Source organism: uncultured Roseovarius sp., assembly GCF_963972555.1.
GTDB lineage: Bacteria > Pseudomonadota > Alphaproteobacteria > Rhodobacterales > Rhodobacteraceae > Roseovarius > Roseovarius mucosus.
On sequence record NZ_CAXAUM010000004.1, the window covers coordinates 99,956 to 123,152 of the forward strand.

The window sequence follows — 23,197 nt, forward strand, 5'->3', positions numbered from 1 at the left end:
GGGCCGCACCGTTAAAGCCGGATCAGCTGCTGGAGTTTGCCGCTACGGCAGCGTCGATGTTTTCCTGACCCACGTCTTCTTTGAACTTGTCCCAGACGGGGTTCATCGCCTCGACCCACTTGGCGCGCTGTTCGGGGGTCAATTGGCGCACAACGCCACCGGCGTCGATGATGGCTTGTTTGGCCTCTTCGTCGACCTTGGTGGATTCGGCGTTGCGGACTTCGGTCACTTCCTTGACGATGGTCAGGAACTGGTCGCGCACATCGGCGTCAAGGCTGTCGAGGAAATCGACGCTGGTCACGACGAGATAGTCGATGATGCCGTGGTTGGTCTCGGTGGTGCCGTCCTGCACCTCGAAGAACTTTTGCCCGTAGATGTTGGACCAGGTGTTTTCCTGACCATCCACAACGCCCTGTTGCAGCGCGCCGTAGACCTCGGAGAAGGCCATTTTCTGCGGGCTGCCGCCGATGGCTTCCATCTGGGCCACGAGCACGTCAGAGGATTGCACGCGGAATTTGAGGCCATTGGCGTCCGACGGATCGAGGAGGGGTTTGTTGGCCGACATCTGCTTCATGCCGTTGTGCCAGTAGGCGAGACCCTGAAGGCCGCGCCGCTGCATCGAATCGAGCATGGCCTGGCCGGTCTCGGAGGCCTGGAAGCGGTCAACCGCCGCGACATCGGTGAAGAGGAAGGGCAGGTCGAAGAGGCGGAACTGCTTGGTGAACTTCTCGAATTTCGAGAGAGAGGGCGCGGCCAGTTGCACATCGCCCTGAAGCATCGCCTCAAGCACCTTGTCATCGTCATAGAGGGTGGAGTTGGGGAACACCTCCATGCACATCTTGCCGTTCATCTCCTCGTTGACGCGCGTTTGCAACAAGGAGGCGGCGATGCCCTTGGGGTGTTTGTCGGTGTTGGTGACGTGGCTGAACTTGACGACGATTTCGCCGTCTTCGCAGGCGGCCATTGCGGCGCCCGCGCCAACGGTCAGTGCCAATGCCGAGACGGCAGCGGTCAGGAATTTCATGTGGGTCTCCTCCCAAGTCAAACTGTTTTGGACTGCGCCCGAACCGAGCGCGGTGCAGTCAAAGTGAGAGAAAGCGGCGTTCCGCTCAAGACTTTGTGCAATCTCTGTGCGGGATGCCTGATTTGTGACGGGTTTACAGAGGCTTGCGCGGCATTTTCAGGATAGCGGGTTTGCGCCTGCTGCATGGCTTGTGCGAAATCCCGCACGGGCTTTGGCGGGCTTGTGCGGTAATTCGCACAAACCGGCGTGCGCCTAGCGGCGGTAATCCTCGGGGCGAATCCCGTAGCGGGCGAGCTTGTCGTAGAAGGTCTTGCGCGGGAGTTTGAGCGCCTCGGCGGCCTGTGCCGCGCGCCCGTTCTGCCGCCCCAGGGCCGCGATCAGGAGCGAGCGCTCGACCCGCGCCATCTGTTCGGCAAGGCCCAGTTCCGCCGCTTCGGCGGCGCTGTCGGGCATCCCCAGCACGAAGCGCATGGCCGCCGACATGAGCGAGCGGGCATTGCCGGGCCAATCCTGCGCCATGAGGGCGGCGAGATGGTCGGGGCCGATCTCGGGCGCGGACAGCCCGGCCTGTTCTGCGGCCTGCGCGACGTAGTGGCGAAACAGGACGGGAATATCCTCGGGACGCTCAGAGAGGGCGGGGATGCGCACGCGCATGACTTCGAGCCGGTAGTAGAGATCGGCGTTGAAGCGGCCCGTGCGCGCCGCCTCTTCGAGATCGGCGGTGCTGCCGGCGATGAGCCGGGTTTCAGAGCCGGATTCGATGCGGTCGAGAAGGGCGTATTGGCTGTCCATCGGCAAGGCGAGGATTTCATCTAGAAAGAGCGAGCCGCCATGCGCGGCCAAGAGGGCCGCGTCCAGCGCCGGAGGATCGAGCCGGGCGGCGGCGCGTTTGACAAAGGGGCCACTGGCGCGGGGCGACATGAGGTGAATGACCTCTGCCACCTTGGACACGCCCGCGCCGGGGGGGCCGATCACCAGCGTTTCGGTGCCCGCGCGGGCCGCCTGGCGGACGGTCTGGCGCATGTCCTCGGCCACGCGTGAGGTGCCAAAGAGCATCCGCGCTGCCGGATCGCCGGTCTCGAGCTGGGCCTTGAGGCGGCGGTTTTCGAGCACTAGCGCGCGGTTTTTCAGCGCCCGGTCGAGGACCGGGATCAGGGCATCGGGCGCGCAGGGCTTTTCTAGGAAGTCAAAGGCCCCTTGGCCCATCGCCTTGACCGCCATGGGAATATCGCCCTCGCCGGTGAGCAGGATCACGGGCAGTTCCTCGTCAAGTGCGCGGGTATGGGCCAGAAGGTGAAAGCCGTCACGTCCCGGCATGCGGATGTCCGACAGGATCACGCCCGCGAAATCGCGGGCGATATGATCCTTGGCCTCGATGAACGAGCCAGCGGCGCGCACGGTATACTCGGCCAGTTCCAGCGTCTGGCTGAGCGCCTCGCGCACGGGTCTGTCATCATCGACCACGAGGACATTGCGGATCATGCGGCACCTTTTTCCTGAGCGTCCGGGTCTTGCCATGGTTCCAGCGCCACGGTGAATTCCGCCCCGGTGCCGGTGTTGCGGCCGGTGATCTGGCCGCCAAAGCTCTGGACCAGACCGTAGGAGATCGAGAGGCCAAGGCCCATGCCCTCGCCGTCGCCCACGAGTTTGGTGGAATAGAAGGGATCGAAGATCTTTTCGGGCTCTTCGATGCCGGGGCCAGTGTCGCGCAGGCAGAGCGTGACGGGGGAACCGGGCGTGAGGCTGATGGTGAGGCGTTTGTCGGTGCTTTTGGCCATGGCATCGGCGGCATTGGTGATGAGATTGACCATGACCTGACCCAGCCGCACCTCGCCGCCGCGCACCCAGACAGGGCCGGGGGGCGGTTGCCAGTCGAGGGTGATGGAATCGTTGGCAAGGCGTGCGCCGGTCATTTCGAGCGCCGTGTCGATCACGCGGGCCATGTCGACCCGTCCCATCGGTTCGTTTTCATTGCGCACGAAGGCGCGCAGGTTGCGGATGATGCGGCTCATGCGGTGGGCCATCTCGTCGATGCGGCTGAGGTTCTCGGCGGCGCGCGCAGGCTCGCCGCGCTGAAGAAAGGCCCCGCCATTGGCGGCGAATTGGCGAATCGCCATCAATGGCTGATTGAGTTCGTGGCTGATGCCGGCGCTCATCTTGCCAAGCGCGCTGAGTTTGCCCGCCTGCACGAGTTCGGCCTGCGCGCGTTTGAGCGCTGCCTCGGCCTCTTTGCGCTCGCGAATCTCGTGGCGCAGGGCGAGGTTGGTGCGGGTGAGGGTGGCGGTGCGGTCGGCGACGCGGCTCTCGAGCAGGGCATTGGCGCGCGCCAGCGTGCGGCGGCGTTCCTGTGCGAGAAAGAGCAACGTTCCAAAAAAGAGCAGCACGCCCGCCACGGCGCCTGCCTGAAGCCCGGCGATGCGGCGGGCGGGGGCCACGTTGACGAGCGCCGCGCCCGTCATGCCGATGCGCGGCAGGCTCTGGCTGATTTGCAGCGCGCGGCGGGGCAGGTAGGGGCCAAGGTCAATCTGCCAGATGTCGTGCCCTGCCGTTTGATTGAGGCCAAAGGGGATGGGCGTGCCCCCCGGTGGAATGAGCACCGTGTCTTGCGGTACCTTGCGCCAGCCGAGGAGTTCGGAGCGGTTGGAGAGAAAGACGCGGCCCTGATCGTCCATCAGGAACACCGCCGTTTGCAGCCCGCGCCAGCCGAATTCGACCGCTTCGGCATCGGCAATGGCGATGAGCGCGCCGCGCACCTTGCCATCGGGGCCAAAGGAGGGCGCAGCAAATTGAAAGCGCCGTTCGGAGGCATCGGCGCTCATGCTGTGGCCGGTGCCGAGCGCGCCGTCCATGGCGCGGCGGAACGGGGCAGAGGTGGCCAGACCCTCGGGCAGGCGCGCGCCGGTGCCTGCCAGCAGGTCGCCATTTTGATCGACGTAATAAAGCCCCGTCGCGCCGGTGCGGTCGGCGGAGGCGGTCAAAAGCCGGCGCGCGGCGGAATCCTGATGCCGGGTGTCGGGGCGGTTGAGGGCGGTGAGTGTCGGGTGATCGGCCAGCGCCACCGCCTGATCGCGGTAGCGTTGCAGATCCGACACAAGGCCGCCCAGCACCAGCGCCATATCGGCGCTGCCGCGGCGTTCGAGATCCGAAAGCGCCGCGCGGTAGCCATAGTGCCAGAGCGCGCCGGTGATCAGCCCCACGGCCAGCAGAAAGGGGGCGATGATCACGAGAAGGGGAGACCTGGGCAACATGGTGTCAATCTATCAGCGCGCCCGCGCCCTTGGCCAGTGGCAATGGGTTTGGGGCGATGGACCGATCAGGCGCGGCCAGCATCCGAGGACAGCATGAGCGGCGAGATGCCAAGGCAGGTCAGCGCCGCCTCCCATTTGGCGGAATTGGCCGTGTCGAATACAAGGGATATATCGGCATTACAGGTGAGCCAGCCGTTTTGTGCCAATTCGGATTCGAGCTGTCCCGGCCCCCATCCCGCATAGCCAAGCGCCAGAAGCGCGCGGTCCGGGCCGCTGCCGCGCGCCAGATCCTCTAGAATGTCGAGCGTGGCAGTCATGGCGAAGTCGTCGTTTACCTCAAGCGATGTGAGGGTGGATTGATAGCCCCGGTCATGCAAAACGAATCCGCGCCCGTGTTCGACCGGGCCGCCGAAATGCACCGGTAGATTGCGGGTTTGGCCGGTTGGTGCAATCGAGAGTTGTTCCAGCAGGTCGCGCAGCCGAAGATCGCTGGTCGGTTTGTTGATGATCAACCCCATTGCGCCATCGGGCGAATGGGCGCAGAGCAGCACGACCGAATGGGCAAAGCGCGGATCCCCCATGCCGGGCATGGCGATGAGCAATTTGCCTGTCAGATCCATATCTTGAGTGGTTTGGGTCACGGGTCGTCCCTGTGCTGTTCTCCTTTGAAAATGGGGGGAGCAGGCCGAGGGTGCAAGCAATCTCTTCATCCTTTGGCAAGAATTCTCGCCGGATTGTGAGTTGGCAATTGGCGTGGAATGGCGCATGTCAGCGGCATGATACAGGTTTTGCGCACGATTTTTCTGGCCGCTCTTTCGGTTCTGGTGCCCGTTTCGGGCGTGCGGGCGCAAGAGGATATGGTCGCGGTCAGCATCGTCAACGGCTGGCAGATGGCCGATGGCAGCCATGTGGCGGCGTTGAAATTCGTGCTGGCGGACGGGTGGAAAACCTATTGGCGCGCGCCGGGCGAGGCGGGGATTCCGCCACAGTTCGATTGGCGCGGATCGCGCAATCTGGCACGGGCCGAGATCGAATGGCCGACGCCCAAGCAGACCATGACCAATGGCATGCGCACCATCGGCTATGAGCATGTGCTGGTCCTGCCGCTGCGTCTGACCCCCGAGCGTGCAGGCCAGCCGATCACGTTGAGCGTCGATATGGAAATCGGGGTATGCAGCGATATCTGCGTGCCGGTGTCACTGACGGTGACGCAGCCGCTGGATGGCGGGCAGCGGCGGCCTGATCCGCAGATTGCCGCCGCACTGGCTGCGCGCCCCTATACCCAGGCAGAGGCCGGTGTGGGACGGGTGGCGTGCAAGGTGTCGCCCATCGAGGGCGGCGGCGTGCATCTGGTGGCTGAGGTCGATGTCGCGGCGATGGGATCGCAAGAGATGGTTGTGGTCGAGACCGGCAATCCGGCTCTCTGGGTCACGCAAGCCATGAGCGCGCGGCAGGGCAACCGTCTGCGTGCCGAAGCCGAGATATTCCATGCCGAGGGGCGGGGCTTCATGCTTGATCGTGGGGGCCTGCGGCTGACCATCCTGAGCACCGGCGATGCGGTCGACATCCGGGGCTGCCCGGCGGGGTAGCGCGGGCCTTTGGCGGGTGAGGGGCCGTGCCTGCCTGTCAGGCAGACCTGCGCGGGCATCTTAGAGTATACGTTGCTCCTGATTGGGGTCACATCGGCCCGAGGCCCGGCGCTGTCTTGGCGAGAGCCCGGGTCAAGCCCGGGACGGGTGTGTTTCAGACGATACGCACCATGCGCTAGACCGAGCGGGCGCGCAGCGGTCGGCCATCGGGCAGCGAGATATTGGCCACCTGTTCGGAAATCGGATCATTGACGAGGGGATGCGCCTGAGCGCGGAAATCCTCGGGATTGCGCATTTTCTGCCAGCGGTTGCCGACATAGACCTCGAGCCCGGAAAATCCGGCCTTGTAGCCCATCTTGGGGCTGCCGGGCACCCAATAGCCCAGATAGACATAGGGCAGGTCGTTTTCGCGGGCGATGTCGATGTGGTCGAGAATCACATAGGTGCCGAGCGATGCGCTTGTGTGGTCGGGATCGTAAAAGGAATAGACCATGCTGACCCCGTCATCGAGGATATCGGTGAGGCAGACAGCGATCAGCGCGCCGGTATCGGTGTCGGTATATTCCACGACGCGGGTGCGGATGGGCGTTTCCTCGACCATGGCGGCGAATTCGAACGTGTCCATATCGGCCATGCCGCCGGTCGCGTGGCGGCTTTCGAGATAGCGGCGAAAGAGGCTGTATTGTTCCTCGGTGGCCCAAGGCGAGGTGGCGCGGCGCTTGAGGCCTGCGTTGCGACGGATCGTGCGGCGCTGGCTCTTGGAGGCGGCAAACTCGGCCACGTTGATGCGGGCCGAAAGACAGGCGGCGCAATCGGCGCAGGAGGGCCGGTAGAGCACGTTTTGCGAGCGGCGAAACCCCTGTTTCGACAGCCCGTCATTGAGGCGTTGCGCACCTTCGCCCTGAAGCGCGGTAAAAAGCTTACGCTCCATCCGGCCCGGCAGATAGGGGCAGGGTTGCGGCGCCGTCACATAGAACTGGGGCGCGATGGGAAGGGTATGCCGCATGGGTGATCCGTTGACTGTCTTAGCGGGACGATAACAACGATAAAGCGCCCCGCCAAGAGGGTTGTCACGGGGGCGTTACATGGCGGCGCGGCGGTTGATTGCAACGCAGCCCAGCACCCGGTCGGTGAGGCCCTGCGCACGGTCGCCCGTGAGCATGAGCACGATCGAGATGACCTGAAGGATCGGGATGGTCAAAGAAACGGTAAAGCCCAGCGTGTGCAGGAAGGCCTGAGACAGATCAAAGCGCGCGCCGTTCGCATCGCGGAATTCGATGGCCGCAAGCCGCATGCCCCAGGTGGCCGAGCCGTTCGCGAGGGTCACGACCCGGTAGGCAAACCCCACCACGGTCATCAGGATGGGAAAGAAGAAAATCCCGGTGAAGGCGGTCAAGGGCACGATGAGAAGGCTGAGACCGATGATCACGACCGTATCGACGACAAAGGCCAGAAGCCGCTTGAGCGGAACATCGGCATAGAACTCCGGCTGGGTGTCGGGATTGGGCAGGTGCCAGCTTGTGTCGGTCATGGTCGTTGTCCTTGTTGCGCCCTCAAGGTTGGGGGCGTGGCGCGGCTTTGCAAGGGTTCAGGCGGTGAATTCCGCGAGGGTCGCGCCAGAAATCTCCAAGAGGCGCGCAGGATCAATGCCGAAGAGGTGCCTCGGCGTGCCAGCGGCGGCCCAGACCGTTGGAAAGGTCAGAAGATGCGGATCGAAGAAAGCGCACGGCGGGGTGAGATGGCCCAAAGGGGCCACGCCGCCGATGGCAAAGCCGGTCTGCGCGCGGATGAGGGTGGCATCGGCCTTGCCCAGCGGTTCGCCCACCAGCACCGAGGCCCGCGTGTCGCAGACACGATTGGCCCCCGAGGTGACAAAGAGCAGGGCCGCGCCGCTGGTCTCGCCGCGAAACATGATGGATTTGGCGATTTGCGCGATGGTGCAGCCCACGAGGTCGGCCGCCATTTGCGCCGTGGTGGCATCCCCGATCTCTTGTGGGGTGATGTCGAGCCCCGCTGTTTGCAGGGCCAAGGTCACACGTCTGAGGCTCTTGCTCATGATCTTCTCCGATTTTTTCACAGTATTTCAGGCGCGTGGGGCATTGACCAGCCTCGCGCGGCTTGTATCACTCAGGACATGAATTTTCTTGATCGCCTCACCCGCTTGCCGCGCCCCTTTGATCCAGCCGAGGGAGAGGAGGCGCGTGCAGCTTTACCCGGTCTCGACCGCAAGCTGTCGGATCTGGTGGCCGGGGCGGCGGGGTGCAGCCCGTTTCTGAAGTCCTTGATCCTGCAAGAGGCGGCGTGGCTGGAAGGGGCGTTTGACGATCCCGAAGGGGCCTTCGCCGAGCTGGTGGGGGCTTTGAAGGAGACCCCGGCCGAGCGTCTGGGGTCCGCGCTGCGCGAGGGCAAGCGGCGGGTGGCGTTGATCACCGGGCTGGCCGATCTGGGCGGCGTCTGGCCTCTGGAAGAGGTCACGGTGCATCTGACGGAGTTTGCCGATCTGGCCTGTGATCTGGCGCTGAAAGCGGCGCTGGCGGCAGAGATCAAGCGCGGCAAGTTGCCGGGGATGACCGAGGCGGATGTGGCCACCGGCGCGGGCATGGTGGTGCTGGCGATGGGCAAGATGGGGGCGCATGAGCTGAATTACAGCTCTGACATCGACCTTATCTGCCTCTTTGACGAAACGCGGCTGGCGCGGGAGGATTTCCACGAGGCGCGCGCCGCCTATGTGCGGGCCACGCGCAAGATGTCGGCGATGCTGAATGACCGCACCGCCGAGGGCTATGTGTTTCGCACCGATCTTCGGTTGCGCCCGGATTCGGGGGTGACACCCGTCTGTATGGCGATGGCCGCCGCCGAGACCTATTACGAGAGCCTCGGGCGCACATGGGAGCGGGCGGCCTATATCAAGGCGCGGCCCTGCGCGGGGGATCTGGCGGCGGGCGAGCGGTTCTTGGCCACGCTCAAGCCCTTTGTCTGGCGCAAGCATCTGGATTTCGCCGCCATCGAGGATGCCCATAACATGCGGCTTGCCATTCGTGAGCACAAGGGTCTGGGCGGATCGCTCTGCCTTGAGGGGCACAACATGAAGCTGGGGCGCGGAGGCATCCGCGAGATCGAGTTCTTTACCCAGACCCGGCAGTTGATCGCGGGCGGGCGCGATGCCGATCTGCGGGTGCGTGGCACGGTCGCGGGGTTGGCACGGCTGGCGGAAAAGGGGTGGGTGCCCGCGGCGGCGGCAGAAACGCTGACCGGGCATTATCGCTTTCACCGCGAGGTCGAACACCGGGTGCAGATGTTGCGCGATGCGCAGACGCATTTGCTGCCCAATTCGGCAGAGGAGTTTGACCGGCTGGCGGCCTTCATGGGCCGCGACACGGCCGAGTTGCGCGCCGAGATCAAAGCGCGGCTGACCGAGGTGCATGATCTGATCGAAGGGTTTTTCCGCCCCGAGGAAGCCCCTGCGACACCAGAGGAGGCAGAGGCGCTGAATGGCGATGTGATTGCCCGCTGGCCGAGTTACCCGGCGCTGCGGTCGGATCGGGCGGTGCAGATTTTCAAGCGGCTGAAGCCGGATATTCTGGGGCGGCTCGCACGCACCGCGCATCCCAACGAGGCGCTTGTGGCCTTTGACGGGTTTCTGGCGGGTTTGCCCGCCGGGGTGCAGGTGTTTTCGCTCTTCGAGGCCAATCCGCAGTTGATTGATCTCTTGGTTGATATTGTCGGCACGGCACCCGCGCTGGCCGCACATCTGTCGCGCAATGCCGGGGTGTTTGACGCGGTGATCGCGGGGGATTTCTTTGCCGATTGGCCGGGGCAGGCAGCGCTTGAGGCGGATCTCGTGGCGCGGATGGCGGCGGAGAGCGATTACGAGCGCGCGCTCGATGCGGCGCGGCGCTGGCGAAAGGAGTGGCATTTCCGGATCGGGGTGCATCATCTGCGCGGGCTGACAGGGGCGGACCGGGCGGCAGCGCAGTACGCCGACCTGGCAGGCGCTGCGATTGCGGGCGTCTGGCCGATGGTTGTGGCGCAATTCGCCGAAAAACATGGTGCGCCGCCGGGACGCGGTGCTGTGGTGCTGGGGATGGGATCGCTGGGGGCCGGGCGGCTCAATGCCGGGTCGGATCTTGACCTCATTGTGATCTATGACGCGGGCGAGGCTGAAAGCTCGGATGGGCGCAGGCCCTTGGCCGCACGGCCCTATTATGCGCGGCTCACACAGGCGATGATCACGGCGCTGACGGCACCCATGGCCGAGGGGCGGCTCTACGAGGTGGATATGCGGCTGCGCCCATCGGGCAATCAGGGGCCGGTCGCGACAAGCTGGCCGAGTTTCCAGAGCTATCAGCAGGAGGAGGCCTGGACCTGGGAGCATCTGGCGCTGACACGGGCGCGGGTGATCACGGGCGAGGCAGGGCTGGCGCGGGATGTCGAGGCATTCCGCGAGCGGTTGATTGCCGAGAAGGGTGACCCCGAGGCGGTGCTCGAGGCGGTGGCCGAAATGCGCGCGCGCGTGGCAAGCGCCAAGGCGCCGGCCGGGCCATGGGATGCCAAGCTGGGGGCGGGGCGGCTCTTGGAATTGGAGCTGGTGTCGCAGGCGGGCAATCTGATGGCCGGGCAGGCGGCGCGCGATGTGACCTCCGGCTTTGCCGGTGGTGTCGCAATCGGCTGGCTGAGTGACGGGGATGGCGCAGCGCTCAGCGCCGCTTATGCGCTTTGCTGGCGGGTGCAGATGGTGGCGCGGTTGATCAGCGACAAGCCGCTCGAGCCCGAGCGCATGGGCGAAGGCGGTGCCGCTTTTTTGCTGCGCGAGACCGAGCAGGAGGGGCTGGCGATGTTGCAAGAGCGGCTGGAAACACTGTGTCACCGCGCGGCGCAGGTGATGGATGCGGCGCTGATGCGCCTGCCCAAGGGACGGTGAGACATGGCGCGTGATCCGATGGACCCCAAGGGGTTGATCTACGAATCCTACCGGATAGAGGGAATTTCCGAGCCGGAGTGCCGGTCGGTGTTCCTTGATTGGGCGCTGTCGCTGCCGGTGGGGCAAGAGGTGCAGAGCGCGATTGCCGAGATGGTCGCGCGCTATGATCGTGATCACGCCGATCACCCGATGACCCGCGTCTTACGGGAGGGGCTGGTCAGTGCCGCCCCGGCGCGCAGACGGGGGGGATGGCGATCCCGCCCGCGCGAGAGTGGGGATCAAGGCTGATCTTGCGTGTTCTTGCAGGGTAAGTTTCGCGTCTTGGTTGTGTTTGACACGGTAAAACACCGAGTCTGTCTAAAATGCGCCCTAATTCGGCGTCATCCATAGGTTGCGAAAAGACACACAGCCCATGGAGGAAGACATGAGCTATTTGAGACTCATCGCCGCGGCGATGTTGGGACTGGGTCTATCGGCCTGTGGCAGCGTGGATACGGCAACCCGAAATGCCCCGCTGGAGGGGCCCGCCCTGCAGGCGGCGGCAGTGCCATTGGATATTCAGCAAATTCGGGTCACTGTGCCCAAATCGCTCAAGGTATCGGAGGCCAACAGCTATTACCCCATGGGCGATATCGTCTGGCGCGAGGATGGGCGGGGCGACCGCCATGAACAGGTCAAGGCGATTTTCGAGACGGCGCTGGCGCGTGGTGTCGGTGGTGGCGTGCCGGGCGGGATGCCTGCGGTGCTCGATGTCCAAGTGACGCGGTTTCACGCGCTGAGCGAAAAGGCGCGCTATACCATCGGTGGCATGCATTCGATCCAGTTCACCGTGACCCTGCGCAACCCCGAGACGGGCGTGCCTTATGGCCCTGCGAAGCCGGTCAAAGCCAGTTTCAAGGCCTATGGCGGGCAGACGGCGATTGCTGCGGAACAGCGCGGCGAAACCCAGAAGGTGCGGATTACCGATCATCTGGCCAAGGTCATTCGGGGCGAATTGGGGCTGCCTGCGCGCGCGCCGACCGATCTGGTCGCGGCGTTGAGCGTGACCGAGTAAATCTGATCTTTTCCATGGGCTGCAATCGGCGTAAGGGGGCGGTATGACACCGCCCCCTTATCCTGTGATCCGCCTCCGCCCGAATGTCGAGCCGCGCGCCATCCGTCATGGTGCGCCTTGGGTATTCGATAATGAAATCGTGACCGACCGGCGCACCAAGGCGCTGAGCGCGGGCACCATCGCCCTCTTGGAGGATGCTGATCGCGCGCCTCTGGGTTTGGTTGCGGTCAATATGGCGTCAAAGATCATGGCCCGGATGATGGAGCGCGATGTGAGCGTCGCCATTGACCGCGCCTGGCTTGTGGCGCGCCTGACCCGTGCCCATGAAATGCGCGCGCGGCTCTATGATGCCCCCTATTACCGGCTGGTGCATGCCGAGGCAGACGGGTTGCCCGGTGTGGTGATCGACCGCTTTGACGATATTGCCGTCATTCAGCCCAATGCGGCCTGGGCCGAGGCGATGCTAGACGATCTGGTATCGGCGGTCCGAGAGGTGACGGGCGTCGGCACCGTGCTCAAGAACGCCGGGGGGCGGGCGCGGGGGCTAGAAGGGCTTGACGATCAGAGCGCGGTTCTGGCGGGAGTGGCGCCCGAGGGGCCGTTGCCGGTGCCGATGAACGGGGCCATTTACATGGCCGATCTTCTGGGCGGGCAAAAGACGGGTTTGTTCTACGACCAACGCCCCAACCATGCCTTTGCGGCAAGGTTGGCGCAGGGCGCGCGGGTGCTGGATATGTTCAGCCATGTGGGCGGGTTTTCTCTGGCCGCGCTTGCGGCGGGGGCAGAGCGTGCGCTGGCGGTGGATGGGTCGGAACCGGCGCTTAGCCTTGCTGCGCAGGGCGCGGCACGCATGGGGCGGGCCGAGCGTTTCGAGACGCGGCGCGGCGATGCCTTTGACGTGATGGAGGCGCTGGCCGCCGAGGGCGCGCAATTCGATGTGGTGATCTGCGATCCGCCTGCCTTTGCACCCAGCAAGCAAGCGATGGAAAAGGGGCTGCGTGCCTATGAGCGGGTGGCGCGGTTGGCGGCACCCTTGGTGGCACCGGGTGGGTATCTGGGGCTGTGTTCCTGTTCGCATGCGGCGGACCTGTCCAAGTTTCGGTCGGCCTGCACGCGCGGGATCGGGCGCGCTGGGCGGTCGGGGCCGCTCATCCACACCGGATTTGCCGGGCCGGATCATCCGTTGCATCCCAATCTGGCGGAATCGGGGTATCTCAAGGCGTTGTTCTATCGCCTATGAAGGTGCTCCTCGATACCTGCGTGATCTATCCCACGGTGATGCGGGAAATGATCCTGGGTGTGGCGGCCGGTGGCGCGTTCGAGCCGCTCTGGTCGGAGCGCATCCTGGCTGAATGGCTGCGCGCGGTGGTCAAGCTGGGGCCGGGGGCAGAGGCGCAGGCGGCGGGCGAGGCGGCGCTGATGGCGGCGCGCTGGCCGCGTGCGCGTGTGAGCTATCCCCCCTCGCTGGAGGCGCGGCTGTGGCTGCCTGATCCGGCGGACCGGCATGTTCTGGCGGCAGCGATTGCGGGGTCTGCGGATGGGATCCTCACCCTGAACGCCCGCGATTTTCCGCGTCATACCCTGGCCGAAGAGGGGGTGTGGCGGGCGGATCCCGATGGCTTTCTGCATGGTATATGGCAGGCGCAACCGGCGCTGGTGGCAAAGGTGGCCGAGGAGGTGCTGGAAAAGGCGCGGGCGCTGTCGACAGGAGATTGGGAGCTGCGCGCACTGTTGAAAAAGGCAAAGTTGCCGCGGCTGGCCAAGGCGCTTGCGGCCTGATCCAAGCGGCGTTAGCGGACCAAGCTGCGCATACCCTGATCGAGCCCTTCGAGGGTCATGGGGACCATGCGATCCTCGAAAATCTCGCGGATCATGGCGATGGACGGGGTATAGTCCCATTCGGCGCGCGGCACGGGGTTGATCCAGAGATGATCCGGCCATTGGCTTCGGGCGCGGGAGAGCCAGACCTGCCCTGCTTCGGCGTTCCAATGTTCATTGGCCCCGCCGGGATAGGCGATTTCATAGGGCGACATACTGGCATCGCCCACGAAGATGCATTTGTAATCCGGGCCATAGGTGCGCAGAACGTCCTGCGTCGGGGTTTGCGCGTTCCAGCGGCGGGTATTGTCGCGCCACACGCCCTCGTAGAGGCAGTTGTGGAAGTAGTAATATTCGAGGTGCTTGAATTCGGCGCGGGCGGCGCTGAACAGCTCTTCGACCACCTTGATATGCGGGTCCATCGAGCCGCCGACATCGAGAAAGAGCAGCACCTTGACCGCATTGCGCCGCTCTGGCCGGGTTTGCACGTCGAGATAGCCGTGTTCGGCGGTGGCGCGGATGGTACCGTCGAGATCGAGTTCCTCGGCAGCCCCGTCGCGCGCCCATTTGCGCAGGCGTTTGAGCGCCACCTTGATGTTGCGGGTGCCCAGTTCGACCGAATCGTCGAGGTTGCGGAATTCGCGCTTGTCCCAGACCTTGACGGCGCGGCGGTGGCGGCTTTGGTCCTGACCGATGCGCACGCCTTCGGGGTTGTAGCCATAGGCCCCGAAGGGTGAAGTGCCCGCCGTGCCGATCCATTTGGAGCCGCCCTGATGGCGGCCCTGCTGCTCTTTGAGGCGCTCTCGCAGGGTCTCCATCAGTTTCTCGAACCCGCCGAGCGCCTCGATTTCGGCGCGCTCTTCGGGCGTCAGGTGCTTTTCGGCCAGTTTCTGCAGCCATTCGGCGGGCAGGTCGACGGCATCGAGCACGTCTTGGGCGGTGATCGTCTCGAGCCCGGAAAAGCTGGTGGAAAAGGCCTGATCGAAGCGGTCGATATGGCGCTCGTCTTTGACCATGGCGCTGCGGGCGAGGTAATAGAAGGCTTCGACATCATAGGTGACAAGGCCACGGCCCATCGCCTCGAGAAAGGTCAGGTATTCGCGCAAGGAGACCGGCAGGCCCGCGCGTCTGAGGTTCTCGAAGAACGGCAGAAACATCGCGGATCAGAGCGCGTTGCGGTGGATGATCAGCGTTGCAAAGAGGCCGACAAGGGCGAAGATCAGCGCGTAGACAAAGGCATATTGCAAAATATCCGCCAGCTTGCCCTTGCGCCGCCGTGCCAGGAGCGCGCCGGTGAGCGCGCCCAATAGTGCCCCGATGATTACGATCATGCCTTACCCGTTCGGTCCTTTGAGCGGGCTGAGCGCGCCAACTTCGCGCAGTTTGGCACGCACGGCCCAATCCGCGCCATACCCGTAACGCGCCCAGCCCAGACTGTCCAGCCTGACGGCCTGCGCCTCGGAGACGCGGCCCGAGAGATCGAGCGCCTCGGCGCGCAGCATCATGAGCGTGGCCAGGAGCGCCGCGTTTTCGGCGCGCTCAGCCGTGGCCAGATGCGGGCCGATGAGCATGAGCGCATCCTCGCCGCGACCCTGCGCGATGGCATAGGCGGCCAGTTGTGCGGCGGCAAAGGCGCGGTGCAGTTCGGTGCCGGGGTTGGCCTCGTAGAAGCGTTCGGCGAGGACGAATTGTTCCTGTGCGAAATCGGGATCCGAGGCCTGGGTGATGCGGCCAAGCGCAAAATGGCTGAAGGCGCGGCGATGATCGGTCCAGCCCACGGCCTGTGCGATGCGCACCGCGTCTGCGGCGGCGGCGCGCCGCTCTAACGGGCGGGCACCCGGCCCGAGCGCGGTCTGAACGGCGTCGATCCAGGCCCGAGGGGTAGAGCCGGCAAAGCGGGGGGCAAGGCCATCCCCGGCGGGGTTGAGGCGCGAGAGGATGGCGGGCAGGCGCTCTTCCACCTCGCGGCGGGTCATGCCGGCGCGCAGTTCGGGGGCGTAGAAGACCCTGAGCACCAGCATGTCGAAGCCGGTCAGCACGGCATGCACATTGTCGTCGTTAAAGACGCTGTCGGAGAGGCGGTAGAGATCGTTGAGAGGCCCGAGCGCCTGCGCCAATTCCTCGTGCAGGCAATCGCGCACCTCTTGCGGACTGGTGTCATTGGGCACGAAAATGGCGATCTTCTCGCGTTGGCGAAGCTGGCTCCAATCCGTCGCGCGGGAATTGCGGGCGGCGCGGTATTGCGACAGGCGCGAGATATTGGGCACAACGAAACAGGCGGCCTTGGGCAGGCTGCGCTGGATGGCGTCGCGGCTGACGGCCTCGATGGTGATATTGGCGGGGCCGTCGGAGACGCGGGTGATATTGATCCCCGCCTCGGTTTGCAGACGGTGCAGCAGGCGGTTGAGGTCCGAAATGAGGGTGATCGGCGGCTCGCCGGTCACGCGCAGGGTAATCGGCCCCTCGAAGCGCGAGAAATGTTGTAACATGCGACCCGATTCAAGCTGAAAGCCAAGATCGAGGATGTCGCGCTGAATATCGCGGTTTGAGCGTTGCGGGGGCAGGGGACGGGGGACCGAAAACGCCTTCATCGGCGGCATGCCCGCCTCTTGCGGCATGGCGGCGCGGGTGGCCGGTTCGTGATAGCTATAATTGCCGGGCACACAGGCCCCCAGCATCAGGCAGATTGGAAGGATGACACGACGCATAAGACCCCCGTAACCTAAATCTAAACCAAGGAGCCCGCCGCCGCTGTGGCGCGGGTCCAGTCGCCGACGGGGGCGGGCCGGGGGCGCACAAGACCCATCGGCCCTGCGCAGCGTATCCCTGCCACGGCCTTTGCCGGGTCGGGGGTAGAATTCAATTTCATCCTGTCCCGCGTAAGGAGCATTTGCGGCAAAATTGTGGCAAATGCATCTTAGCACGGAACAGGGCGCATGCCATGGTTGAAATACGTTTTAAAACAATGACGTAAGCCTTGGTTAATTTATCTCTGACGGCGCGCCATGAAGGCGAGACGCTCAAAGAGGTGCACATCCTGCTCGTTCTTGAGCAAGGCACCATGCAGTTTCGGCAGGGCATCGGCCCCGTCGCGGCGCAGATCCTCGGGGGTCAGATCCTCGGCCAGGATCAATTTGAGCCAGTCCAGCACCTCTGAGGTGGAGGGCTTTTTCTTGAGGCCGGGTTGTTCGCGGATCTCGAAGAACTGGGTGAGAGCGGTCGAAAGGAGCGCGTCCTTGATGCCCGGATGGTGCACTTCGACGATGCGCCGCAGAGTTTCGGGATCGGGAAAGCGGATGTAGTGAAAGAAGCAGCGGCGCAGAAAGGCGTCGGGCAGCTCCTTTTCGTTATTCGAGGTGATGATGATGACGGGGCGGTGGCGCGCGCGAATGGTCTCGCCGGTTTCGTAGACATGGAATTCCATGCGGTCGAGTTCTTGCAGCAAATCGTTGGGAAACTCGATGTCGGCCTTGTCGATCTCGTCTATCAGCAGCACGACCTTTTCCTCGGACGCGAACGCCTCCCACAGCTTGCCGCGTTTGATGTAATTGGCCACGTCATGCACCCGCGCCTCGCCCAACTGGCTGTCGCGCAGACGGCTGACGGCATCGTATTCATAGAGGCCCTGTTGGGCCTTTGTTGTGGATTTGATGTTCCATTCAATGAGGCGCAGCCCGAGCGCGCCCGCCACCTGCCGGGCCAGTTCGGTTTTGCCGGTGCCCGGCTCGCCCTTGACCAGCAGGGGACGTTCCAGCGTGACGGCGGCATTGACGGCAACGGTCAGGTCTTCGGTGGCGACATAGGCCTCGGTGCCTTGGAATTTCATCGGTTTTTCAATCCTGTCAGGGGTCAGCGGCGCTGTGTTCGCGGGCAACCTAGACCGTTCGACAATTCACATCAATGCCGCGTGATTGGCTAGTGACAATCCCGGAAGTGCCGTGTAGATCACCGCGCATGGGGCGCCGAATGTCTGAGGAGTTCATTATGCCAGACACTGGCCTTGATGAGGGGATCGAGATGAAAGCGGAAGTGTTTCTGCCCGAAGACTACCAACCTGCCGAGGATGAGCCGTTCATGAACGAGCGGCAGCTGGAGTATTTCCGGCGCAAGCTGATTGCCTGGCGGTTGGAGTTGCTGGAGGGCAGCCGGGAGACGATTGAAGGGTTGCAGGATGGCACGCGGGCCATTCCCGACGTGGCCGATCGGGCCAGCGAAGAGACCGACCGCGCGCTGGAGCTGCGCACGCGTGACCGTCAGCGCAAGCTGGTGGGCAAGATTGATGCCGCGTTGCGGCGGATCGAAGATGGCGAATTCGGTTATTGCGAGATGACCGGCGAGCCGATCAGCCTCAAGCGGTTGGACGCGCGGCCCATTGCGACCATGACGCTGGAGGCGCAGGAGCGCCACGAGCGGCGCGAAAAGGTGCATCGCGACGATTGAGGTCGCGGCCCAAGACTGAAATTTACACGACAGCGCGCGCCGGGACTTTCCTCCCGGCGCGTTTCGTATCAAGAGGGGTGCCATGACACTGGATGGGCTGAACATCGCGGTCATCGGGGCCGGAATTGGCGGGCTGGCTGTGGCGCGCGCGCTCTGCCTGCGCGGTGCGGATGTGACGCTGTTGGAGCAGGCCCCCGAGATTTCCGAAGTGGGCGCGGGGTTGCAGATCAGCCCCAATGGCTTTGCCGTGTTGCGCGCGCTTGGGCTGGGGGACGCGCTGGCGGCGCGGTCGGTGCAGGCCCAGGCCGTCAGCCTGCGCGATTACCGGCGCGGCGAGGTGCTGCGGCTGGACCTGACCGGATTGGCCGACCGGGACTATCATTTCATCCACCGGGCGGACCTGATCGAGGTGCTGGCCGAGGGCGCGCGCGATGCGGGCGTCAAGCTGCGCCTGATGCAGAAGGTGAGCGCGGTCGAGAGCGGCGCGCGCCCTTGTGTGCGGATGGCCAATGACTCGCGGTTTGATGCGGATCTCGTGATCGGGGCGGATGGGCTGCATTCGGTGGTGCGGCGCGCGCTCAACGGCACGCTGGCACCGTTCTTTACCCGGCAGGTGGCGTGGCGGGCGGTGGTGCCCAATCTCTGGGCGCGTGGCCCCGAGGCGCAGGTGCATATGGGGCCGATGCGCCATGTGGTCAGCTATCCGTTGCGCGGCGGGGCGCTGCTCAATCTGGTGGCGGTGCAGGAGCGCGCCGCCTGGACCGAGGAAAGCTGGAGCCAGAGGGATGATCCGCTGGCACTGCGTGCGGCCTTTGGCGATTTCGGGCCGGAGGTGCAGGCGATGCTGGCGGCGGTCGAGGAGGTGCATCTCTGGGGGCTCTTCCGGCATCCGGTGGCGCGCGTCTGGCAGCGCGATGGGCTGGCGCTCTTGGGGGATGCGGCGCATCCCACCTTGCCCTTCATGGCGCAGGGGGCGTCGATGGCGCTGGAGGATGCCTGGGTGCTGGTCGATGCGCTGAGTGCTTCAGGCGGGTTCGCCGAGGGGCTGGCGGCCTATCAGGGGCGGCGCGAGGCTCGGGTGCGGCGGGTGGTCGAGGCGGCCAATCGCAATGCGTGGAAATACCACCTGAGTTTTCCGCCGCTTCGCTGGGCTGCGCATGGTGTGCTGCGGGCTGGGGGGGCGTTGGCCCCGGACCGGATGCTGCGGCAGTTTGATTGGCTCTATGGCCATGACGTGACGCGACAGGCGGGGTGAGGGCGGCTGCCCCCGCTTTGGCACGCTTATTTGAAGTTGCGGCTTTCCTTGATCTGCTCCCAAGCCCAGACGACCTGTTGCAGTTGCTCTTCCTGGCTGCGGTCGCCGCCGTTGATGTCGGGGTGCAGCACCTTGATCAGCGATTTATACGCCTTGCGCAATTCGGCCTTGGTCCAGGTATCCTCGGCCTCGAGAATTTCGATGGCGCGGCGTTCGGTGGGGGGCAGTTTGCGGGTGCCGCCCTTTTTCTTGCCGGGGTTCTGGGTGGCGTTGACGCCCAGCACCTGATGCGGGTCCTCGATGCCCAGACGTGCCCAGGCGCGTGCCTCGGGGTCGGTGATGCGGCGGGTTTCACGCTCCCACACCTTGTCCTTGGACATTTGCGCGTTCAATTCGGCCTCGGTGGTGCCGTCAAAGAAATTCCATTTCAGGTTATAGTCGCGCACATGCTGCTGGCAGAACCAGAAGTAATCGTCGAGCACATCGGGGGCCTTGGGCGCGCGGAATTTGCCAGCCTCTTCGCAGCCTTCGTGATCGCAGACGCGGGTCGATGTTTCGGAGGCGCCCGACATGCCCCTCCGACCGCGCGGATTCTTCTTCTTGGCCGAGGAGACGGACATATCGAAACCGAAGGGATCTGATTTGGACATGGGGCTAACCTTTGCGAGTCGGAGACGAGAGTGTATGCCAAAACGCGGGAAATTGAAGGGGCGGGGGGTAAAATATTCCCGGTCGAGACGCGCATTCGGGGCTTGACAGAGGGGCTCTGCGCGCGGCGGCGGTGGTTAGTCGATCTCGATCATATCGGATGATCGCGGCGGTTGGGGTGCCGCATCGGGGGTTGTATCGGCGGCGGCGGTCTGTTCCGTGCCGGGGACCATGACTTCGCGGCGAAAGACCGCGACAGAACGATAGACGGTATGAGTGGAGGTCAGACCCTGCCGCTCTTCGCTGGGTAAGATATCGGTGCGCAGATATTCCCAACCGGCGCGCGCCATGTCGTTGAGCAAATCCTCGACACCGAGGGCAAAGCGCGCCTCGGGGGTCTTGACGCCGGGGGCCTTGCGGCCACGGGTGGGGGCGGGCAGAACCTTGTATTCGTAAAGGGGCATGGTGGCTCCGGTCTGATGCAGGCGCCATACCTTACGCGACTGGTCCGGGGGCGCAAGCGAAACACGAAACCCCGGACCGATGGTCCGGGGTTGAGTATCGGGGCAGAACGGGAGCCGTTACTTGGGGCCCGGTCCGATCACCATGATCATCTGGCGGCCTTCCATCTTGGGCATGTTCTCGACCCGGCCCACATCCTTGATGTCTTCGGCAATCCGTTCGAGAAGCTGGCGACCCAGATCCTGATGCGCCATTTCGCGGCCACGAAAGCGCAGGGTGATCTTGACCTTGTCACCGCCTTGCAGGAATTTCACCACGCTGCGCATCTTGACGTCGTAGTCATGGGTGTCGGTGCCGGGCCGGAACTTGATTTCCTTGACCTCGATCACCTTCTGCTTTTTGCGGGCCTCTGCCTCGCGCTTTTGTTGTTCGTACTTGTACTTGCCGAAATCCATGATCTTGCAGACCGGCGGCGTGGCGCTTGGCGAGATTTCGACCAGATCAAGCCCTGCCTCTTCGGCCATTTCGAGCGCGCGTTGCGGGCTGATGAGCCCCACGTTTTCGCCGTCTGCGCCAATCAGGCGAATTTCATCACAGCGAATGCGGTCATTGATACGGGGGCCGGTTTCGCGCGTAGGGGGCGCGTTGTGGGGTCTGCGGGCTATGGCTTTGTTCCTTCGATCGTTGTTAGGGTAGGTTTAATTCGACGCTGCAAGGTAAACGCGGCGCGGCGCGCTTTCAAGCTGCAAATCGGCTGATCTGAGCCGAAAGCTGGTCAATTCCCCCTTGCGCCTTTCCTTTTATGCCCACATCTGGAAGGGAGATGGCAAGGGGCCGTGTGGCAATCGCGCGGTCCAGACAGTTTTGAGGAGATGAGTATGAAAAACCTGATTTGGATTCTCGTGGCGGCGGTTGTGCTGGGGGGTGGGTATCTGCTCTTTTCCGGCAAATCGGTGGATGAGGTGGTCGAGAGCATAAGCCCTGGTGCGACCGAGGTCGAGGCACCGGCGGCACTGGAAGATGCGGCTGCAGCGGTGGGTGATGCAGCAGAGGCGGCGGCAGATACCGCAGCCGAGGCGGTGGAAGCTGCGACCGAAGCGGCAAGCGATGCGGCCGAGGCCGTGAGCGAAACGGCGTCAGAGGCGGTCGAGGCGGCGACCGAGGTCGCAACCGGCGCGGCTGACACCGCGACCGAGGCGGCAAGCGATGCGGCCGAGGCTGTAAGCGACACGGCGTCAGAGGCGGTTGAGGCCGCAACCGAGACTGCAACCGGGGCCGCGGATACGGCGACTGAGGCGGCCCAAGCCACGCAAGAGAGCGCGGCAGAGACGGTTGAGGCTGCGCAAGAGGCTGTGAACGAGGCTGCGAGCGAGGCCACGGAGACCGGCACAGCGGCGGTCGAGGCTGCATCGGATGCTGCCGAGGGTGTCAGCGAGACGGTGAGCGACGCAGCAACTGCCGCAGAGGAAAGCGCTGCAGAAGCGGTTGAGAACGCGCAGGATACCGCCACAGAGGCCGCGGCGGATGCGGTTTCGGCCGCGGTCGATCAGCCCGCCACGGCGGCGGAAGTGGCCCCCGAGGCGCTGACGGTCGAAGGTTTTGATCTGACGCAGGTTCAGACGCTGATTGAGGGGTCCGATGTGAGCCCCCTGCAAAAGACGATGTTGGTGGAAGGCGTCAAGGCGGCGCAGGACAATCCCGAGTTGCTGAAGGCGGCGCTGGAAGCGGCGCGTGCGGCGCTTGGATACTGATCCATAGAGTGACATTAAGAAGCCCGCGCAAGGTATTGTCCTTGCGCGGGTTTTTCATGTTTGATGTGTCGTGACCTCAGTCGAGGAACGCTTTTTCCACGACATATTCCTTGGGGTCGGAATTGGCCCCTTCACGCAGCCCGTAACCTTCGAGCATGTCCTTGATTTCAAGGTTGAAGGCGAGATTGCCGCAGACCATGGCACGATCGGTTTCGGGGCTGAGGGGGGCCACGCCCAAATCGGCAAAGACCTCACCCGAGCGCATGAGGTCGGTGATGCGGCCCATCTTGGGGCTCGCCTCGCGTGTGGTGGTCGGGTAATATCGCAGCTTGTCGGCAAAGCCTTCGCCGATGAGTTCGGCCAGCATCTCGTCTTTGCGGATGTTCTCGATCAGATCCGCGCCATATTGCAATTCGCCCACTTCGCGGCAGGTATGGGTGATGATCACCTCGTCATAATCGCTATAGGTCTGCGGATCGCGCAGCAGCGAGGCAAAGGGCGCAAAGCCGGTGCCGGTTGCAAAGAACCAGATCCGCTTGCCGGGCAGGAGCGCGTCATGCACCAGCGTGCCCACGGGTTTGGGGCGCAGGATGATTTCATCCCCCACTTCGATATGTTGCAGGCGGCTGGTGAGCGGGCCGTCCTGCACCTTGATCGAGTAGAATTCCAGTTCGTCATCCCAAGAGGGCGAGGCGATGGAATAGGCGCGCAGGAGCGGCTTTTCCTTGCCGGTTTTCTCATCGGTCTGCATGAGGCCGATCATCACGAACTCGCCGGAGCGAAAGCGCAAAGAGGCGGGGCGCGTCACGCGGAAGGAAAACAGCCGGTCGGTCCAGTGTTTCACCTCTGTGACGGTCTGCGCATCGGGAATCGCAAGGGTTTTTGGCGCTTTGGCGCTCGCTTGGGTCACGGCGGTCATCTCGTTCATAGTGTGCTCTGCCGGTCGTTTAAACCGACATCCTCTTCTAATCTTTGATTCAGGTCAGG

General features: G+C 64.1%; 24 protein-coding genes. 9 read left to right on the top strand and 15 right to left on the bottom strand.

Annotated features, from left to right (window positions below; translation table 11 throughout):
• Positions 1 to 22 precede the first annotated feature (22 nt).
• From AACZ65_RS05305 to AACZ65_RS05320, 4 genes are all read right to left on the bottom strand, one after another.
• On the bottom strand, positions 23 to 1,024 hold the full coding sequence (locus AACZ65_RS05305) for a DctP family TRAP transporter solute-binding subunit (protein WP_339668658.1): 1,002 nt from the start codon (positions 1,022 to 1,024) through the stop codon (positions 23 to 25).
• A 252-nt stretch (positions 1,025 to 1,276) separates the two neighbouring features.
• Positions 1,277 to 2,506 carry a sigma-54 dependent transcriptional regulator gene (locus AACZ65_RS05310; RefSeq protein ID WP_339668659.1) on the bottom strand — a complete coding sequence of 410 codons (1,230 nt, stop codon included), beginning with the start codon at positions 2,504 to 2,506 and terminating at the stop codon, positions 1,277 to 1,279.
• Positions 2,503 to 4,248, bottom strand: a complete 1,746-nt coding sequence (locus AACZ65_RS05315) for an ATP-binding protein (RefSeq protein ID WP_339668660.1) — start codon at positions 4,246 to 4,248, stop codon at positions 2,503 to 2,505. The genes AACZ65_RS05310 and AACZ65_RS05315 overlap by 4 nt, the downstream gene beginning before the upstream one ends.
• An 89-nt stretch (positions 4,249 to 4,337) precedes the next feature.
• Positions 4,338 to 4,892, bottom strand: coding sequence for a YqgE/AlgH family protein (locus tag AACZ65_RS05320; RefSeq protein WP_037271959.1), 555 nt, complete (start codon positions 4,890 to 4,892; stop codon positions 4,338 to 4,340).
• Between the two features lie 156 nt (positions 4,893 to 5,048).
• Between AACZ65_RS05320 and AACZ65_RS05325 the strand changes: the two genes are divergently transcribed.
• Positions 5,049 to 5,861: a protein-disulfide reductase DsbD domain-containing protein gene (locus AACZ65_RS05325; protein WP_339668662.1), complete on the top strand. Its 813-nt coding sequence runs from the start codon at positions 5,049 to 5,051 to the stop codon at positions 5,859 to 5,861.
• Between the two features lie 175 nt (positions 5,862 to 6,036).
• On the opposite strand, the gene AACZ65_RS05330 is transcribed toward AACZ65_RS05325, so the two are convergent.
• The 3 genes from AACZ65_RS05330 to AACZ65_RS05340 form a co-directional block, all read right to left on the bottom strand.
• Positions 6,037 to 6,867 (bottom strand): arginyltransferase, encoded by an 831-nt coding sequence (locus tag AACZ65_RS05330; protein WP_339668664.1) that lies wholly within the window; start codon positions 6,865 to 6,867, stop codon positions 6,037 to 6,039.
• A gap of 75 nt (positions 6,868 to 6,942) precedes the next feature.
• A complete protein-coding gene (locus AACZ65_RS05335; RefSeq protein ID WP_339668666.1) occupies positions 6,943 to 7,392 on the bottom strand; it encodes an RDD family protein in 450 nt (149 codons plus the stop codon).
• A gap of 57 nt (positions 7,393 to 7,449) precedes the next feature.
• Positions 7,450 to 7,917, bottom strand: coding sequence for a YbaK/EbsC family protein (locus AACZ65_RS05340; protein ID WP_339668668.1), 468 nt, complete (start codon positions 7,915 to 7,917; stop codon positions 7,450 to 7,452).
• Between the two features lie 78 nt (positions 7,918 to 7,995).
• Here AACZ65_RS05340 and AACZ65_RS05345 point away from each other — a divergent pair, with 78 nt between their 5' ends.
• From AACZ65_RS05345 to AACZ65_RS05365, 5 genes are all read left to right on the top strand, one after another.
• On the top strand, positions 7,996 to 10,782 hold the full coding sequence (locus AACZ65_RS05345) for a glutamine-synthetase adenylyltransferase (protein ID WP_339668670.1): 2,787 nt from the start codon (positions 7,996 to 7,998) through the stop codon (positions 10,780 to 10,782).
• Positions 10,783 to 10,785: 3 nt separating this feature from the next.
• On the top strand, positions 10,786 to 11,070 hold the full coding sequence (locus AACZ65_RS05350; RefSeq protein ID WP_339668672.1) for a hypothetical protein: 285 nt from the start codon (positions 10,786 to 10,788) through the stop codon (positions 11,068 to 11,070).
• Between the two features lie 136 nt (positions 11,071 to 11,206).
• A complete protein-coding gene (locus AACZ65_RS05355; RefSeq protein WP_339668674.1) occupies positions 11,207 to 11,836 on the top strand; it encodes a DUF6778 family protein in 630 nt (209 codons plus the stop codon).
• Between the two features lie 43 nt (positions 11,837 to 11,879).
• Entirely contained in the window at positions 11,880 to 13,076 is a 1,197-nt protein-coding gene (locus AACZ65_RS05360) for a class I SAM-dependent rRNA methyltransferase (protein ID WP_339668675.1), read from the top strand.
• On the top strand, positions 13,073 to 13,615 hold the full coding sequence (locus AACZ65_RS05365; protein WP_339668677.1) for a PIN domain-containing protein: 543 nt from the start codon (positions 13,073 to 13,075) through the stop codon (positions 13,613 to 13,615). The genes AACZ65_RS05360 and AACZ65_RS05365 overlap by 4 nt, the downstream gene beginning before the upstream one ends.
• A gap of 11 nt (positions 13,616 to 13,626) precedes the next feature.
• On the opposite strand, the gene AACZ65_RS05370 is transcribed toward AACZ65_RS05365, so the two are convergent.
• From AACZ65_RS05370 to AACZ65_RS05385, 4 genes are all read right to left on the bottom strand, one after another.
• Positions 13,627 to 14,811: a VWA domain-containing protein gene (locus tag AACZ65_RS05370; protein WP_339668679.1), complete on the bottom strand. Its 1,185-nt coding sequence runs from the start codon at positions 14,809 to 14,811 to the stop codon at positions 13,627 to 13,629.
• A 6-nt stretch (positions 14,812 to 14,817) separates the two neighbouring features.
• Entirely contained in the window at positions 14,818 to 14,985 is a 168-nt protein-coding gene (locus tag AACZ65_RS05375; protein WP_037271288.1) for a hypothetical protein, read from the bottom strand.
• A gap of 3 nt (positions 14,986 to 14,988) precedes the next feature.
• Positions 14,989 to 16,362 carry a DUF2927 domain-containing protein gene (locus AACZ65_RS05380; RefSeq protein ID WP_339668682.1) on the bottom strand — a complete coding sequence of 458 codons (1,374 nt, stop codon included), beginning with the start codon at positions 16,360 to 16,362 and terminating at the stop codon, positions 14,989 to 14,991.
• A gap of 278 nt (positions 16,363 to 16,640) precedes the next feature.
• Positions 16,641 to 17,480 (bottom strand): MoxR family ATPase, encoded by an 840-nt coding sequence (locus AACZ65_RS05385; RefSeq protein WP_297539310.1) that lies wholly within the window; start codon positions 17,478 to 17,480, stop codon positions 16,641 to 16,643.
• Positions 17,481 to 17,638: 158 nt separating this feature from the next.
• Here AACZ65_RS05385 and dksA point away from each other — a divergent pair, with 158 nt between their 5' ends.
• A complete protein-coding gene (gene dksA / locus AACZ65_RS05390) occupies positions 17,639 to 18,094 on the top strand; it encodes an RNA polymerase-binding protein DksA (RefSeq protein WP_245875140.1) in 456 nt (151 codons plus the stop codon).
• An 82-nt stretch (positions 18,095 to 18,176) separates the two neighbouring features.
• The gene (locus AACZ65_RS05395) at positions 18,177 to 19,349 is read left to right on the top strand and encodes an FAD-dependent monooxygenase (RefSeq protein ID WP_339668687.1); all 1,173 of its coding nucleotides are present in this window, start codon (positions 18,177 to 18,179) and stop codon (positions 19,347 to 19,349) included.
• 26 nt (positions 19,350 to 19,375) lie between these two features.
• Here the strand turns inward: AACZ65_RS05395 and AACZ65_RS05400 are convergent, their stop codons facing one another.
• The 3 genes from AACZ65_RS05400 to infC form a co-directional block, all read right to left on the bottom strand.
• Positions 19,376 to 19,999 carry a J domain-containing protein gene (locus tag AACZ65_RS05400; protein ID WP_037271297.1) on the bottom strand — a complete coding sequence of 208 codons (624 nt, stop codon included), beginning with the start codon at positions 19,997 to 19,999 and terminating at the stop codon, positions 19,376 to 19,378.
• A 135-nt stretch (positions 20,000 to 20,134) separates the two neighbouring features.
• A complete protein-coding gene (locus AACZ65_RS05405) occupies positions 20,135 to 20,461 on the bottom strand; it encodes a hypothetical protein (protein WP_339668689.1) in 327 nt (108 codons plus the stop codon).
• A gap of 117 nt (positions 20,462 to 20,578) precedes the next feature.
• The gene (gene infC / locus AACZ65_RS05410; RefSeq protein WP_075571719.1) at positions 20,579 to 21,124 is read right to left on the bottom strand and encodes a translation initiation factor IF-3; all 546 of its coding nucleotides are present in this window, start codon (positions 21,122 to 21,124) and stop codon (positions 20,579 to 20,581) included.
• Between the two features lie 213 nt (positions 21,125 to 21,337).
• Here infC and AACZ65_RS05415 point away from each other — a divergent pair, with 213 nt between their 5' ends.
• The gene (locus AACZ65_RS05415; RefSeq protein WP_339668691.1) at positions 21,338 to 22,210 is read left to right on the top strand and encodes a translation initiation factor 3; all 873 of its coding nucleotides are present in this window, start codon (positions 21,338 to 21,340) and stop codon (positions 22,208 to 22,210) included.
• Between the two features lie 76 nt (positions 22,211 to 22,286).
• Here the strand turns inward: AACZ65_RS05415 and AACZ65_RS05420 are convergent, their stop codons facing one another.
• Entirely contained in the window at positions 22,287 to 23,138 is an 852-nt protein-coding gene (locus AACZ65_RS05420; RefSeq protein ID WP_339668693.1) for a ferredoxin--NADP reductase, read from the bottom strand.
• Positions 23,139 to 23,197 lie beyond the last annotated feature (59 nt).

Bases quoted from the DNA above. Each gene is read 5' to 3' on its own strand.
- AACZ65_RS05305 (WP_339668658.1), bottom strand. From the start codon at position 1,024: ATGAAATTCCTGACCGCTGCCGTCTCGGCATTGGCACTGACCGTTGGC.
- AACZ65_RS05310 (WP_339668659.1), bottom strand. From the start codon at position 2,506: ATGATCCGCAATGTCCTCGTGGTCGATGATGACAGACCCGTGCGCGAG.
- AACZ65_RS05320 (WP_037271959.1), bottom strand. From the start codon at position 4,892: ATGGATCTGACAGGCAAATTGCTCATCGCCATGCCCGGCATGGGGGAT.
- AACZ65_RS05325 (WP_339668662.1), top strand. From the start codon at position 5,049: ATGATACAGGTTTTGCGCACGATTTTTCTGGCCGCTCTTTCGGTTCTG.
- AACZ65_RS05330 (WP_339668664.1), bottom strand. From the start codon at position 6,867: ATGCGGCATACCCTTCCCATCGCGCCCCAGTTCTATGTGACGGCGCCG.
- AACZ65_RS05335 (WP_339668666.1), bottom strand. From the start codon at position 7,392: ATGACCGACACAAGCTGGCACCTGCCCAATCCCGACACCCAGCCGGAG.
- AACZ65_RS05340 (WP_339668668.1), bottom strand. From the start codon at position 7,917: ATGAGCAAGAGCCTCAGACGTGTGACCTTGGCCCTGCAAACAGCGGGG.
- AACZ65_RS05345 (WP_339668670.1), top strand. From the start codon at position 7,996: ATGAATTTTCTTGATCGCCTCACCCGCTTGCCGCGCCCCTTTGATCCA.
- AACZ65_RS05350 (WP_339668672.1), top strand. From the start codon at position 10,786: ATGGCGCGTGATCCGATGGACCCCAAGGGGTTGATCTACGAATCCTAC.
- AACZ65_RS05355 (WP_339668674.1), top strand. From the start codon at position 11,207: ATGAGCTATTTGAGACTCATCGCCGCGGCGATGTTGGGACTGGGTCTA.
- AACZ65_RS05360 (WP_339668675.1), top strand. From the start codon at position 11,880: ATGACACCGCCCCCTTATCCTGTGATCCGCCTCCGCCCGAATGTCGAG.
- AACZ65_RS05365 (WP_339668677.1), top strand. From the start codon at position 13,073: ATGAAGGTGCTCCTCGATACCTGCGTGATCTATCCCACGGTGATGCGG.
- AACZ65_RS05370 (WP_339668679.1), bottom strand. From the start codon at position 14,811: ATGTTTCTGCCGTTCTTCGAGAACCTCAGACGCGCGGGCCTGCCGGTC.
- AACZ65_RS05375 (WP_037271288.1), bottom strand. From the start codon at position 14,985: ATGATCGTAATCATCGGGGCACTATTGGGCGCGCTCACCGGCGCGCTC.
- AACZ65_RS05380 (WP_339668682.1), bottom strand. From the start codon at position 16,362: ATGCGTCGTGTCATCCTTCCAATCTGCCTGATGCTGGGGGCCTGTGTG.
- AACZ65_RS05385 (WP_297539310.1), bottom strand. From the start codon at position 17,480: ATGAAATTCCAAGGCACCGAGGCCTATGTCGCCACCGAAGACCTGACC.
- dksA (WP_245875140.1), top strand. From the start codon at position 17,639: ATGCCAGACACTGGCCTTGATGAGGGGATCGAGATGAAAGCGGAAGTG.
- AACZ65_RS05395 (WP_339668687.1), top strand. From the start codon at position 18,177: ATGACACTGGATGGGCTGAACATCGCGGTCATCGGGGCCGGAATTGGC.
- AACZ65_RS05400 (WP_037271297.1), bottom strand. From the start codon at position 19,999: ATGTCCAAATCAGATCCCTTCGGTTTCGATATGTCCGTCTCCTCGGCC.
- AACZ65_RS05405 (WP_339668689.1), bottom strand. From the start codon at position 20,461: ATGCCCCTTTACGAATACAAGGTTCTGCCCGCCCCCACCCGTGGCCGC.
- AACZ65_RS05415 (WP_339668691.1), top strand. From the start codon at position 21,338: ATGAAAAACCTGATTTGGATTCTCGTGGCGGCGGTTGTGCTGGGGGGT.
- AACZ65_RS05420 (WP_339668693.1), bottom strand. From the start codon at position 23,138: ATGAACGAGATGACCGCCGTGACCCAAGCGAGCGCCAAAGCGCCAAAA.